Here is a 13,962-nt window from a genome sequence, read left to right as displayed (position 1 = left end):
AGATGAGAATACTATTGACAGGCGGTGCGGGATTTATTGGTCGTGCGGTGGCCAAACAGCTGCTTGAGGACGGTCATGATGTTTGGATTCTCGATGATCTTTCCAACGGGAGAGAAGAAAATATTGCTGAGTTTCGCCATCATCCGAATTTGCAGCAGTTCATCGTCGGGGATGTCAAAGATGAACGTTTGCTTGCGCAGCTTTTTCGTGAGCATACATATGATCTTTGTTACCATTTAGCGGCGTCGATTAATGTGCAAGATTCCATTGATGATCCAAGAACAACGTTTTACAACGATACAATTGGAACATTTTATCTCCTTGAGCAATGTCGGATGCACCGAACCAAATTGGTGTTTATGAGCACCTGTATGGTGTATGACCGTTGCTATCATGAAACGGGGATTTCCGAAACTCACCCGACAAAGCCGGCTTCGCCGTATGCCGGGGCGAAGATTGCGGCGGAAAACATGGTGCTGTCTTATTTTTACGCCTATCAACTGCCGGTTGTCATTGTCCGGCCGTTTAACACCTATGGCCCTTATCAAAAGACAAGCGGTGAAGGCGGGGTTGTCGCGATTTTTATTCGAAAGAAATTGACCGGCGAGACGCTTCAAGTTTATGGAGATGGTACACAAACACGGGATTTATTGTATGTTGATGATTGTGCGAGATTTGTTGTTCAGGCTGGTTATTCAGACAAGGTGAATGGTGAAATCTTGAACGCCGGACTAGGCAGGGACATTTCAATCAATGATTTAGCCAAGCTCATCGTGGGGGATGAAAAGCGGATTGAGCATGTTCCCCATATTCACCCACAAAGTGAGATTCAAAAGTTGCGGTGCAATTATGAGAAAGCCAAACAGCTGTTAGGTTGGGAGCCGAAAGTATCTTTTGAAGAGGGAATTCAAAAGACGGAAGAATGGATCAAAACGAGCCGCCTGATATAGTCGGGTGGCTTTTCTTTAGGATATCAAGGAGGAAATGGAGCATGAAGTTAGCGATCGATGGGGGAACTCCTGTGCGAGAATCATTTTTATCTTACGGACAGCAATGGCTTGATGAAGATGATATTGAAGCGGTGGTGGAAACATTAAGAAGCCCATTCATTACGCAAGGACCGAAAATTCAGCAGTTTGAAGAAGCAATTGCTCACTATGTCGGTGCGAAATATGCGGTGGCGTTTGCCAATGGGACGGCCGCCCTGCATGGTGCTTGCTTTGCTGCTGGCATTTCTCGGGGAGATGAAGTGATTACGACTCCCATTACTTTTGCAGCCAGCGCCAACTGCGTGCTGTATGTTGGCGGCACTCCTGTGTTTGTGGATATTGATGAAAAAACGTACAATATCGATCCAAGCCTGATTGAGAAGGCCATTACGCCTCGGACAAAAGCGATTATTGCTGTTGATTTTACAGGCCAGCCCGCTGACCTTGATCCGATTCGGGAAGTCGCCAGAAAATATGGCCTCGTCTTCATCGAAGATGCCGCTCACTCTTTAGGAGCTTGCTATAAAGGGAAAAAAGTAGGTTCGTTAGCAGATATGACGATGTTCAGCTTTCATCCTGTCAAAACGATGACGACGGGTGAGGGCGGCGTTATTGTCACTGATCATGAAGAATACTACCTTAAATTAAAACGTTTTCGTACGCATGGGATTACAACGGAGAATGTAAGAAAGAATGAAGGACCTTGGTATTATGAGATGGTGGATCTTGGCTATAATTACCGAATGACGGATTTGCAGGCAGCGCTTGGGCTCAGCCAGTTGACAAAGCTTGATGCCTTTGTGCAGAAACGGCGGGAAATTGCCGCGATGTATCATGAGGCGTTTTCTCACATTCCGGGGGTGCGCATTCCTTATCAGCTTCCGTATGTGGACTCAAGTTGGCATTTATACGTGCTTCAGTTGCAATTAGAGCAATTTCGGGTGGGGCGCAAAGAGATATTTGCAGCATTGCGGGCAGAAAATATCGGAGTGCACGTTCATTACATTCCGGTTTATTTTCACCCTTATTATCAACAATTAGGATATAAGAAAGGAATTTGCCCAGTTGCGGAAAAGTGGTATGAAGGGGCGTTGACCATTCCTCTTTTTCCAAAAATGAGTGAATATGATATCAAAACGGTGATTGAAGGGGTGAACAAGGTGCTCTCCTTTTACCGAAAATAACGAGGATTGCCACCTTGTTTGGTGTGAAAATGCATTGTCTCGATCGATCATTTTCATGAAAGGGCGATGAGCGAGACTTGTTCATGGATGTCTTTTGTTTCAAAAACTGAAAAGGCCGGTGAAAAACGATTATGTTTGCCAAATCGATGGAGTTCTTCGGGAAATAAGAGCCCATTTTACAGAACTGCTCAATTCAAAAAGAACTGGTTTTGAACGGCTTTTTCTCATTAGATTAAATCACCGGCCTTCTAAAAGCTCCCCCCAACGTACTCCTCCTTTGCTTTTCGCTGCCTGTCATTATACATCGAATTTCTTGGGAAGTTCACTTTTCTTTTTATCTGTTGCCTTTCTCTGCTTCCCTCTTCACATTCCCTGCATTTCATCCGATATAAACGGTAGAAAGCGTCGAGGCAAAGGAGCGAATGGCGATGACGATTGAGCGGGTGTCTTCTTCTTTCCCTTCCTATGAGCCGATGCGAAGCGGCCAAGTGAATCCGAAAGTCGAATTCTTGGCGGCGCAGCTTCAAGAAGCGGAGGCGTCGGCTTCTTCCCTTTCACAGCCGCTGTCGAAAGAGAAGTTGGAAGAGGTCGTCGGCGGTTTGAACAAGTTCTTGCAGCCAAGCCATACGTCGGTTCGGTTTGAGCTGCACCAGAAACTGAACGAGTATTACGTGCAAGTCATTGACGAGAAGACGCATGAGGTGATCCGGGAAATTCCGCCGAAGAAGCTGCTCGATATGTATGCGGCGATGATGGAGTTTGTCGGGCTTTTGGTCGATCGAAAAATTTAATGGTGGTGAGAGGAATTGGCAGGCAATATGCGCATTGGCGGTTTGGCGAGCGGGATGGATATTGACCAAATCGTCAGCGATTTGATGAAAGCGGAGCGGATGCCGCTTGATAAGTTGAAGCAGAAAAAGCAGCTGCTTGAGTGGCAGCGCGATGACTATCGGGCGATGAATACGCTGCTTCAGGGGCTTGACGATTATTTGTTCAGCAACATTACGCTCCAAAGCAGCATGCTGAAAAAAACCGTTTCGAGTTCCAACGAATCGGTCGTCACGGCGACGGCGGGCTCGAGCGCGGCGAACGTGGCGACGACGATTCAGGTCGACCAAGTGGCGACATCGGCTGTTTGGCTGTCCGATGCCACGACAAGGGTGGATAAGTCGAGTTTCTCGGTAGACGCCGATGTCACGCTGACGATCAACGTGACGAACGGGGATGGGACGACGAAGCAGGCGTCAATAACTGTCAAGCAGGGGACGACGCTGGACGGCCTGATCGCCCAGCTCAACGGCAACGCAGACCTTGGCGTCAGCGCCTTTTACGACGAGCAAACCGGGCGCATTTCGATTATGAAAAAAGAGACGGGGGCCCAGGCCAGCCTTGTGCTCGCCGATCAGGCGACGGCTGACTTTTTTGCCCAAAAGCTCGGGTTCACCGGCGCGGTGTCAGGCGGAGAGCTGACTGGAAAAACGGCGGGGAAGGACGCCGTTGTGACGATCAATGGATTGGCGACAACCCGCTCGTCGAACACGTTTACGATCAACGGCGTGACGTATACGGTCAACGGGCAAGGAACGGCGACGGTGTCGGTAGCGACCGATACGGATGCGATGTTTAACGCCATTAAAGGGTTTGTCGACAAATACAACGACACAATCGCCAAAATCAACGCTGAGCTGAAAGAGGAGCGCTACCGCGACTATCCGCCGCTGACGGACGAACAGAAAGAGGCGATGACGGAGAAACAAATTGAGCTGTGGGAAGAAAAGGCGCGGAGCGGGATGCTTCGCGGCGATTCGATGTTGTCGAGCGCCCTCAGCCAAATGCGGATGAACTTGTATACGAAGGTAGAGGGGGCGAATGTCGCGAGCGGGTTTTCGCAGCTGGCGCAAATCGGGATTACGACGTCGTCCAATTACCTTGACGGCGGGAAGCTGATCATTGATGAGACGAAGCTGCGGGAGAAAATTCAAGAGAATCCGGATGCCATCTATCAGCTGTTCAACCAAGACGGCACGACCGATGCGGAAAAAGGGATCGCCCGCCGCCTGCGCGATACGATCAAAGCGACGATTGGGAAGATCGAGCAAAAGGCGGGAAAGACGATTTGGACGAACCAGCAGTTTGCGATCGGGCGCGATTTGAGCGACATTGACGAGCAAATCGACCGGTTTGAAGACCGCTTGAAACAAATCGAAGACCGCTATTGGCGGCAATTTACGGCGATGGAAGAGGCGATTCAGCGCGCCAACCAGCAAAGCATGTATTTGATGAACGCCTTTTTTGGCGGCATGCAAGGGTGACGGGGCGGTGGATGAAGGCTGGAATAGCCGCTGCGGTGAACGTGGGGAAGAGGTGGCCCCGTTCACGAACGTTGATGAATGAAAGACGTTCGGCGCTGTAAGCGGTGATCGGGGCCGACGCGGCCCGTTGCGCTGAATGAGCGGATGGCTTGCGTTGGGATGAACAATATGGAAAAGGAGTGACTGAACGTGGCGACGAACAATCCGTATCAACATTACCAGGCGAACGCGGTGCAGACCGCGTCCCCTGGCGAGTTGACGCTGATGTTGTATAACGGCTGCTTGAAGTTTATCAAGTTTGCGCGTCAGGCGATGGAAACGGGCGATATAGCGGCGCGCAATGAAAATTTGATTAAGGCGCAAAAGATCATTCAAGAGCTGATGGTGACGCTCAATATGGAGTATGAGGTCGCGAAATCGATGATGACGATGTACGACTACATCTACCGCCGTCTAGTCGAGGCGAATGTGAAAAACGATGTGGCGATTTTGGACGAGGTCGAAGGGCATGTCACCGAGTTTCGCGATGCGTGGAAACAAGTGATTCAGCTTCATCGGCAGCGCCAGTACGCGGAAGGCGGACAGGCGTAATGGGCGTTGTGCGCGACGTTTGGCTTGTCACGAAGGAGCTGCTTGAGACGGTGACGGCGCCGTGGTCTCCCGAAGAGCGCGAGGAGCGGCTGAAGGCGGTTGAGGAGTTGTTGAGGCGGCGCGAGAAGCTGCTTGGCGCGCTGCGGCCGCCGTACAGCGAGGAGGAACGGGCGCTTGGGCGCGACATCGTTGCGTGGAATCGGGACATTGCGGAGCGGCTGAAGGCGGTGCAAGATGAGATTCGCCGCGATTTGCGGATGGCGGGGGCGAAGCGGCGGGCGAACGCCCGCTATGTCCATCCGTACGAACAGCCGCTTTCGTTGGATGGGATGTTTTATGATAAACGGCGATAGGTGGGATGAAGATGGCGGAATTGACGAGCGACGCGCTGGCGGTCATCCGCCAGTATGCTTCGTTGCTGGAGACGGTCGAGGAAGGGCTCGATTATGTAGAGGCAAGTTTTTCCGATCCGCGGCGGATGCATGCGGATGCATTGCTTCGGGATATTTTGTTGGCGCTTGGGAAAATCGGCGAGACGAACGTGTATTTATGCCGATTGTTCGCCGAGGAGAGCGATTTGGTTAGCCATCTTGAGCGGTTTGCCGATGTGCTTGAGGCGGCGGAAGCGCTTGACGGACAGTTCGGCGATACGGCGGCGAAAGAGCGGATCATTTGCGGGCGGTTGTCGCCTTCGTTTCAGGCGTGGAGGATGGCGGTCGAGAGCCGGTTGCGGCGCTATGTTGTGCAGTGAGGGGGACAAGAAGCCAAGGGTAGATTGCGGTACGTGGTCGTCCGATGAAGTCACCTGCTGGCATAGACGGCTGTGACAGCGCACCGCAACGGATCGGAGGCGTGCTGTCAGCTGACCGTCACGCGCTGGACAAGGAGCTGGCTGGCCGTGACGGGCGCGGGTGTCAGTGACAAGGCAGTGGGCGGGGAAGGATGCGGAGAACCGAGAAGCGCCCGTCCGCCTGCCGATGCGGGTCTCTTGGCGATATACTACGCACGAAAAGGACAGCGCTCGCTGTCCTTTTCGTGTTAGACGGCTTTCACGATCGTGATGTTCATTTTGTCGCGCAAGTCGATCTCATACGGGCTTTTCAGCTCTTCGCCCGCCGGGTTTTTGATGACGCGGACGACGGGGCGGAGCGGGAAGCCTGGGAACACTTCGGAGACGACGGCGATCTCGCCAGTGTTGAGCAAGACGGTTGTCGCCACCGGGTAGATGGCGATATGGGAAAGAAACAGTTTGATGAGTTCGTAGTCCAAAATGTCGCCGGCGGCGGATAAGTACTCGGCCGCTTCGTGCGGCGAGTATTGCTTCCGGTGGTAGCGCGCTGACGTCAAGGCGTCAAAGACGTCGGCGATGGCGACGATGCGGGCGTATTCGTGAATTTCCTTGCCCGATAAGGCGCGCGGGTAGCCGCTTCCGTCGCACCGCTCGTGGTGCTGCAAGGCGCAGTGGGCGGAAAAGAGCGAAATGTTGCGCTGGCGCCGCAACAGTTCGAAACCGAGATACGTATGACGGCGGACGATTTCCTTTTCCTCTTCCGTCAACGCTCCTTTTTTCCGCCAAAGGCCGTCCGGCAGCTGCGTCATGCCGATGTCAAACAGCAGCGCGCCGATGCCGAGGTCAAGCAGCTGATCGGGGCGATACCTTTTGGCGATGCCGATGACGCCGGCGATGGTGGCGACGTTGACCGAGTGATGGAAAAAGTAACCGTTTGAGATGACCAAATCCGACAAGTTGATGAGCAAGTTTTCTTGCTTCAATAAGTAGTCCAAAATGTCTTTGAACACTTTTTCGTACTCTTTTCCTAAATCGAGCGAGGAGGCGCGGCTGAGCAGCTTTTTTTGCTCGATCAAGGCGGTCATTGTCTCGTACACTTTTTTCACCGCCTGCTGGCGCACGGTCGGGCTGATGAGCGGGAGCGGGCGGATGTCATACGTTTGCCTGTCATCGATATAAATGTATTGAATCCCTTTTTGTTCGAGGGAGCGGATGTACCCGCCCGTCAGCCGCACGCCGCGCGACAAAAGCACGCCGCCGTTGGCGGCAAATAAATCGACGGCGAGCACGTCGCCGCTTTTCACATGGGAAATATGGACTTTTCTCATTCGTTCACACACCCCGGATGGCTGAATCATAAGAAAAAACACCTATGCCTATATTACCATATTTTCATGTTTTTCACAAAATCTTCAAAAAGATTTTTGATTGAAGCAGGGTTTGGGCGGGTAATAAAGAAATGTAGGAAGTACAGTTTTAAAACAAGGAGTGGTCAGCGATGATGTATAACATTCGCGGGGAAAACATCGAAGTAACTCCAGCTTTGCGCGAGTATGTGGAGAAAAAAATCGGCAAATTGGAACGCTACTTTGATGGCACTGATGACGTGCACGTGCACGTGAACTTAAAAGTCTACAACGACGGGCAAGGGAAAATCGAGGTGACCATTCCGATTCCGCATCTGCTGTTGCGCGCTGAAGAGCGCCATGACGATATGTATGCGGCGATCGATTTAGTAACCGATAAATTGGAGCGGCAAATCCGCAAACATAAAACGAAAGTGAACCGCAAGCTGCGCGATCGCGAAAAAGAGGTGAAGCTGGCCGCCCCTGTGCCGAACGGCGCTGCGGCGGACGGTGAAGATGAGTTTGAAATCGTGCGCACGAAGCACTTCAGCTTGAAGCCGATGGACAGCGAAGAGGCGATTTTGCAGATGAACTTGTTGGGGCACAATTTCTTCATTTTTACGAATGCGGAAACGAATCGGACAAACATTGTTTACCGCCGCAAAGACGGAAAATACGGACTGATTGAGGCGAACTGAATCCGTTGTTGGCAAAACGCATCCCCTGCTTTTCTTGGCAGGGGATGTTATAATATGCATGAGAAAAATCAAAATGGGGGAGAGCGATGGAGGAATTGTTGCGTCAAATCTTGTCCAAGTTGGACAACATGGAAAAAGGATTTTTGGTGTTCCAAGAAGAAACTCGCCAACGGTTTGAGCAGATGGATGGCCGTTTGACGGAGATGAACGGACGCCTCGTCGGCCTCGAACAGGAAATGAGCGCGGTGAAAGAGCGGTTAGACCGTGTGGAAACGCGGTTGAATGGTGTGGAGACCCGGTTGGACGGTGTGGAAACGCGGTTGAATGGTGTGGAGACCCGGTTGGACGGTGTGGAAACGCGGTTGAATGGCGTAGAGACCCGGTTGGACGGTGTGGAAACGCGGTTGAATGGTGTGGAAACTGAACTGGAGGAAGTGAAAGAGACGCTTCATCGAGTCGAAACGCAGCTTGTGGATGATGTGCAAATATTGCTTCGCACAATTCATGAAAAAGTAGATGAGAAACGTTTTGAAATTTATGCGCTTAACCGGCGTCTTCATCATGCGGAAGCGGCGATCGAGCAGCTTCAGTCCAAGGCGTGATCCCCTCTCTTGGACATGCCCCTCTCTCAACCTGTGCAACAGTTGTCACTGATCCCTGGAAATGATATGATGAATAAGTGAGTCCATGAAAAATAAGGAGCGTTTCCTATGCTTGGAGTTTTAAAAAAAGTATTTGACCCGAACAAGCGCCAGCTGGCCAAGCTTGAGAAAATCGCCGATCAAGTCGATGCGCTCGGGCCGGAGATGGCGCGGTTGACGGATGACCAGTTGCGGCAAAAGACCGAGGAATTCAAGGCCCGCTACCAACAAGGTGAATCGCTCGACGACTTGCTTGTTGAAGCGTTTGCCGTCGTCCGTGAAGGGGCGAAGCGCGTTCTCGGTTTGTACCCATATAAAGTGCAAATTATGGGCGGCGTCGTCTTGCATGAGGGCGACATCGCCGAGATGAAAACCGGGGAAGGGAAAACGTTGACGGCGACGATGCCCGTCTACTTGAACGCTTTGACAGGGCGCGGCGTGCATGTCGTGACGGTCAACGAATATTTGGCGACGCGCGACGCGACGGAGATGGGCCAACTGTATCAATTTTTAGGCTTGACCGTCGGCTTGAACTTAAGCGGTATGTCGCGCGAAGAGAAGCAGGCGGCGTACAACGCCGACATTACGTACGGGACGAACAACGAGTTTGGGTTCGACTATTTGCGCGACAACATGGTGCTGTATAAAGAACATATGGTGCAGCGGCCATTGTATTTTGCCGTTATCGACGAAGTGGACTCGATTTTGATTGACGAGGCGCGGACGCCGCTCATTATTTCCGGGACGGCGCAAAAGTCGACGAAGCTATATGTGCAGGCGAACGCGTTTGTCCGCACGCTGCGCAAAGATGTCGATTATACGTACGATGAAAAATCGAAAGGCGTCCAGCTCACGGAAGAAGGGATGAACAAGGCGGAGCGGGCGTTTGGCATCGACAACTTGTTCGATTTGAAGCACGTGACGCTCAACCACCATATTCAACTGGCGCTGCGGGCGCATGTGACGATGCAGCGCGATGTGGATTACGTCGTGCAAGACGGCAAAGTGATCATCGTCGATCCGTTTACCGGGCGCTTGATGCACGGCCGCCGCTACAGCGACGGGCTCCATCAGGCGATCGAGGCGAAGGAAGGGCTCGAGATTCAAAACGAGTCGATGACGCTCGCGACGATTACGTTCCAAAACTATTTCCGCATGTATGAAAAACTCGCGGGGATGACGGGGACGGCGAAAACGGAAGAGGAAGAATTCCGCAACATTTACAACATGCGCGTCGTCGTCATTCCGACGAACCGCCCTGTGATCCGGGAGGACCGCCCGGATTTGATTTACCGGACGATGGAAGGGAAGTTCCGCGCGGTCGTGGAGGATATCGCCGCCCGTCATGCGAAAGGGCAGCCGGTGCTCGTCGGCACGGTGGCGATTGAGACGTCAGAGCTGTTGTCGCAGCTGTTGAAAAAACGCGGCATCCCACACAACGTCTTAAACGCCAAAAACCATGCGAAAGAGGCGGAAATCATCGCCGAGGCCGGGCAAAAAGGCGCGGTGACGATCGCGACGAACATGGCCGGGCGCGGGACGGACATTAAGCTCGGTGAAGGAGTCAAAGAGCTTGGCGGACTGGCCGTCATCGGCACCGAGCGGCATGAAAGCCGGCGCATTGACAACCAGCTGCGCGGCCGCTCGGGGCGCCAAGGCGACCCTGGAGTGTCGCAGTTTTACTTGTCGCTTGAGGACGAACTGATGCGCCGCTTCGGTTCAGAAAGTTTGATGGCGATGATGGATCGGCTCGGGATGGATGATTCGCAGCCGATCCAAAGCAAGATGGTCACAAGGGCGGTCGAGTCGGCGCAAAAACGGGTCGAAGGGAACAACTTTGATGCCCGCAAACAGCTGCTTCAATATGACGATGTGTTGCGCGAACAGCGGGAAATCATTTACCGCCAGCGCTTTGAAGTGCTCGATGCCGACAATTTGCGCGGCATCATCGAAAACATGATCCGCTCGGTCATTGAGCGCGCCGTTCACGCCTACACGCCGAAAGAGGATTTGCCGGAGGAGTGGAATATAAAAGGGCTCGTCGATTATGTGAACGCCCATCTGCTTCCGGACGGTGATGTGACCGAGGGCGATTTGCGCGGCAAAGAACCGGAAGAGATGATCGAACTCGTTTGGGAAAAAGTGAAGGCGCGCTATGATGAGAAAGAAACGCAAATTCCGCCGGAACAAATGCGCGAATTTGAGCGCGTCGTCGTCTTGCGTGCTGTTGACATGAAATGGATGAACCATATTGATGCGATGGAACAGCTCCGCCAAGGCATCCATTTGCGCGCGTACGGGCAGGTCGACCCGCTGCGCGAATATCAAATGGAAGGATATACGATGTTTGAAAACATGGTTGCTGCGATCGAGGAGGAAGTCGCGACGTATATCATGAAAGCGGAAATCCATCAAAACCTCGAACGCCAAGAAGTGGCGAAAGGCGAGGCCGTGCATCCGAAAGAAGACGGTGAAGAGCCGAAGCGAAAACCGGTGCGCCGGGCGGTGCGCGTCGGCCGCAACGATCCGTGTCCGTGCGGCAGCGGGAAAAAATATAAACATTGTTGCGGAAGAGCGGTCTAACCGTTTATAAATAATGAGGGGGGCGATGCCTCCCTTTTGAATGGCAGACAACGGCCAACTGCATACTATATTCATGATGAGGTGAGGCAACATGATCGATTTGGTGGAAATTAAGCAAGAGCTCGAGAAAATGGCTAAGCGATTAGCGGAAATCAGGGGGTCTCTTTGACCTCGATGCGAAGCAGGCGCGCATTCGTGAATTAGAGGAGCAAATGGCGGCGTCCAACTTTTGGGATGACCAAAAGGCGGCACAGGCGGTCATTTCCGAAGCGAATGTGCTCAAAGATCTTGTCGGCCAATTTGAATCATTGCAAGAGCGGTTTGAAAACTTGGAAGTGACGTATGAGTTGCTCAAAGAAGAACCGGATGACGAGCTGCAAAATGAGCTTGTCGCGGAAGCGAAACAATTGACGAAAGACTTTAGCGAGTTTGAGCTGCAGCTGCTGCTCAACGAGCCGTACGATAAAAATAACGCGATTTTAGAGCTCCACCCGGGCGCGGGCGGCACGGAGTCGCAAGACTGGGCGTCGATGCTGTTGCGCATGTACACGCGCTGGGCGGAGAAGAAAGGGTTTAAGGTCGAGACGCTTGATTACCTTCCGGGCGAGGAAGCCGGGGTGAAAAGCGTGACGCTCCTCATTAAAGGGCATAACGCGTACGGCTACTTAAAGGCGGAAAAAGGGGTGCACCGGCTCGTGCGCATCTCCCCGTTTGACGCCTCGGGCCGCCGCCATACGTCGTTCGTCTCGTGCGAAGTCGTGCCGGAGATGGACGATAACATTGAGATCGAAATCCGGCCGGAAGAGTTGAAAATCGACACGTACCGTTCGAGCGGCGCGGGCGGGCAGCACGTCAACACGACCGACTCGGCGGTGCGCATCACCCACGTGCCGACAGGGATCGTTGTGACGTGCCAGTCGGAGCGGTCGCAAATTAAAAACCGTGAAAAAGCGATGAACATGTTAAAAGCGAAGTTGTATCAAAAGAAACTCGAGGAGCAGCAAGCGGAACTTGCTGAGCTGCGCGGCGAGCAAAAAGAAATCGGCTGGGGCAGCCAAATCCGTTCGTACGTCTTCCACCCGTATTCGCTTGTCAAAGACCATCGGACGAACGTCGAGGTCGGCAACGTGCAGGCGGTCATGGATGGGGAAATCGATGTGTTCATCGACGCGTATTTGCGCGCGAAGTTGAAGTAAAGGGCGATCATCCGATCGTCCTTTTTCGTTTCAAAAATCATTTTTCTGATTTTGACGCATCTGCACCCCGGTGGTATGCTGAAGGTAACGAAAGGCAAAAGGAGGGCGATGGCTTTGGCTGTGCGCAAACAATTGCTTTACGAACTGATTGACCGGTTGGATGAAACGGATCATCAAACCGCGTACGATTTTTTGATGTACTTGCTTGATCGGTCCAGAAAGGAACGAATGGTATGGGAGCGGATTGACGAAACAGATGAAGAAGAAGCGTTGACGGAAGAAGAGCGCCAGCAGCTGCAAAGCGATGAAGGATATATCACTGGGGGAGAAGCCAAGCGTGAATTCGGGCTACAAGTTGATTTACCGTAGGGCCGCAGTCAAATTTATCGCTAGGCAAGAAAAAGAGGTTCAAGAACGGTTGGCCTCTGGGGTGCAAGGTCTGCTTGCGATCCCGCCGCAGGGGGATATAAAGAAGTTGAAGGGGCAGGATGGATTATATCGTCTGCGGGTCGGAACATATCGTGTTTTGTTTCGCATCGATCATGATGAACGAATCATCTATATTGAGGCAATCGGCAACCGCGGGGATGTGTATTGAGGCTTGTATTTTTTGGCTAGGGCGATCATCGGATCGTCCTTTTTTCCTTTACTATAGCAGACGATTATCGCGTTAATCGGCTGTCATTTACTTACTAAAACGGGCATGCTATACTCACAGAGGAAGGTGGGGAAGCATGCGGAGGAAAAGAGACAAAACGATGCATCCAGCGGCGGAGGCGGCGTTGGACTATGTGTACGTTCTTGCCGGCGCGGCGATCGTCGCGGTGGCGTTTAACGTGTTTTTGCTGCCGAATCGGATCGCCTCGGGCGGGGTAAGCGGCGTGAGCACGATTGTGCACGCCTTGTTTGGCATTGAGCCGGCCTACGTCCAATGGGCACTCAACATTCCGCTGTTTATCGCCGGCGTCGTGCTGCTGGGCCGGCAATTTGGCGCGAAAACGTTTGTCGGGACAGTGTTTTTGCCGCTTGTCGTCTACATGACGAAAGAGATGGAACCGGCGACGGCCAATCCGCTTCTTGGCGCGATCTTTGGCGGCATCGGCGTCGGGCTCGGCCTTGGCATTGTGTTTCGCGGCCGCGCTTCGACGGGCGGCACCGATTTGGCGGCGCAAATCATCCATAAATATACCGGGCTGTCGCTTGGGATGTGCGTCATTTTGATCGATGGCTTGATCGTCTTGACCGCAGCGTTTGTGTTTGACATTGAGCGAGCGCTGTATGCTTTGATTGCGTTGTATGTGACAAGCAAAACGATCGATCTCGTCCAAGTTGGCCTTGGCTATTCGAAAATTGCCTTGATTATCACCAAGGAAGAAGAAAAAGTGCGGCGCGCCATTTTGCATGAAATCGATCGCGGGGTGACGCGGCTGCCGGCGTACGGCGGCTACACCGAACACGAAAGGCCGGTGTTGATGTGCGTCGTCGCTCAATCGGAGTTCACAAAATTGAAACAAATCGTGCGAACCATTGATCCAACCGCGTTTGTCGTCGCTGCCAACGCCGCCGAAGTGCTCGGGGAAGGATTTCAACGTACGTAAAACGGACGAAATCGGTTATAATAAGTGAAGAACT

Annotated in this window: 15 protein-coding genes; 14 read left to right on the top strand and 1 reads right to left on the bottom strand. The window is 52.6% G+C overall.

Annotation, left to right across the window (positions count from 1 at the left end; all coding sequences use genetic code 11):
- Window positions 1-2: 2 nt before the first annotated feature.
- The 7 genes from ACTVDO_RS11185 to ACTVDO_RS11155 all read left to right on the top strand — a co-directional run bounded on the left by ACTVDO_RS11185 (window position 3) and on the right by ACTVDO_RS11155 (window position 5,827).
- Window positions 3-950, top strand: coding sequence for a dTDP-glucose 4,6-dehydratase (locus ACTVDO_RS11185; protein ID WP_442901555.1), 948 nt, complete (start codon window positions 3-5; stop codon window positions 948-950).
- Between the two features lie 41 nt (window positions 951-991).
- On the top strand, window positions 992-2,173 hold the full coding sequence (gene pseC / locus ACTVDO_RS11180; RefSeq protein ID WP_442901528.1) for a UDP-4-amino-4,6-dideoxy-N-acetyl-beta-L-altrosamine transaminase: 1,182 nt from the start codon (window positions 992-994) through the stop codon (window positions 2,171-2,173).
- 428 nt (window positions 2,174-2,601) lie between these two features.
- Entirely contained in the window at window positions 2,602-2,964 is a 363-nt protein-coding gene (gene flaG / locus ACTVDO_RS11175; RefSeq protein ID WP_442901527.1) for a flagellar protein FlaG, read from the top strand.
- A gap of 15 nt (window positions 2,965-2,979) precedes the next feature.
- On the top strand, window positions 2,980-4,485 hold the full coding sequence (locus tag ACTVDO_RS11170) for a flagellar hook-associated protein 2 (protein ID WP_442901526.1): 1,506 nt from the start codon (window positions 2,980-2,982) through the stop codon (window positions 4,483-4,485).
- 189 nt (window positions 4,486-4,674) lie between these two features.
- Window positions 4,675-5,076 carry a flagellar export chaperone FliS gene (gene fliS, locus ACTVDO_RS11165; RefSeq protein ID WP_442901525.1) on the top strand — a complete coding sequence of 134 codons (402 nt, stop codon included), beginning with the start codon at window positions 4,675-4,677 and terminating at the stop codon, window positions 5,074-5,076.
- Window positions 5,076-5,429, top strand: coding sequence for a flagellar protein FliT (locus ACTVDO_RS11160; RefSeq protein ID WP_442901524.1), 354 nt, complete (start codon window positions 5,076-5,078; stop codon window positions 5,427-5,429). Before fliS ends, ACTVDO_RS11160 begins: the two co-directional genes overlap by 1 nt.
- An 11-nt stretch (window positions 5,430-5,440) precedes the next feature.
- Window positions 5,441-5,827, top strand: a complete 387-nt coding sequence (locus tag ACTVDO_RS11155) for a hypothetical protein (protein ID WP_442901523.1) — start codon at window positions 5,441-5,443, stop codon at window positions 5,825-5,827.
- A 287-nt stretch (window positions 5,828-6,114) separates the two neighbouring features.
- Here the strand turns inward: ACTVDO_RS11155 and ACTVDO_RS11150 are convergent, their stop codons facing one another.
- Window positions 6,115-7,194, bottom strand: coding sequence for an HD-GYP domain-containing protein (locus ACTVDO_RS11150; protein ID WP_020961245.1), 1,080 nt, complete (start codon window positions 7,192-7,194; stop codon window positions 6,115-6,117).
- A gap of 170 nt (window positions 7,195-7,364) precedes the next feature.
- On the opposite strand from ACTVDO_RS11150, the gene hpf reads away from it, so the two are divergent.
- From hpf to ACTVDO_RS11115, 7 genes are all read left to right on the top strand, one after another.
- A complete protein-coding gene (hpf, locus tag ACTVDO_RS11145; protein ID WP_020961244.1) occupies window positions 7,365-7,910 on the top strand; it encodes a ribosome hibernation-promoting factor, HPF/YfiA family in 546 nt (181 codons plus the stop codon).
- A gap of 86 nt (window positions 7,911-7,996) precedes the next feature.
- On the top strand, window positions 7,997-8,512 hold the full coding sequence (locus tag ACTVDO_RS11140) for a hypothetical protein (protein WP_442901522.1): 516 nt from the start codon (window positions 7,997-7,999) through the stop codon (window positions 8,510-8,512).
- Between the two features lie 108 nt (window positions 8,513-8,620).
- A complete protein-coding gene (secA, locus tag ACTVDO_RS11135; RefSeq protein WP_442901521.1) occupies window positions 8,621-11,134 on the top strand; it encodes a preprotein translocase subunit SecA in 2,514 nt (837 codons plus the stop codon).
- 94 nt (window positions 11,135-11,228) lie between these two features.
- Window positions 11,229-12,330 (top strand): peptide chain release factor 2 gene (gene prfB, locus ACTVDO_RS11130; protein WP_235183474.1). Its coding sequence is split into 2 segments (ribosomal slippage): window positions 11,229-11,300 and window positions 11,302-12,330, totalling 1,101 coding nucleotides; the frame shifts between segments, so codons are not numbered across the junction.
- A 108-nt stretch (window positions 12,331-12,438) separates the two neighbouring features.
- A complete protein-coding gene (locus tag ACTVDO_RS11125; protein WP_011232575.1) occupies window positions 12,439-12,699 on the top strand; it encodes a hypothetical protein in 261 nt (86 codons plus the stop codon).
- A complete protein-coding gene (locus ACTVDO_RS11120) occupies window positions 12,668-12,928 on the top strand; it encodes a type II toxin-antitoxin system RelE family toxin (protein WP_023817745.1) in 261 nt (86 codons plus the stop codon). The genes ACTVDO_RS11125 and ACTVDO_RS11120 overlap by 32 nt, the downstream gene beginning before the upstream one ends.
- A gap of 136 nt (window positions 12,929-13,064) precedes the next feature.
- Window positions 13,065-13,928 (top strand): YitT family protein, encoded by an 864-nt coding sequence (locus ACTVDO_RS11115; RefSeq protein WP_442901520.1) that lies wholly within the window; start codon window positions 13,065-13,067, stop codon window positions 13,926-13,928.
- The last annotated feature ends 34 nt before the right edge of the window (window positions 13,929-13,962 follow it).

It is taken from the genome of Geobacillus sp. BK01 (genome assembly GCF_052220245.1).
Lineage (GTDB): Bacteria > Bacillota > Bacilli > Bacillales > Anoxybacillaceae > Geobacillus.
Note: the sequence above shows the minus strand (reverse complement) of the source record. Positions and strands in the feature narration are given on the sequence as shown.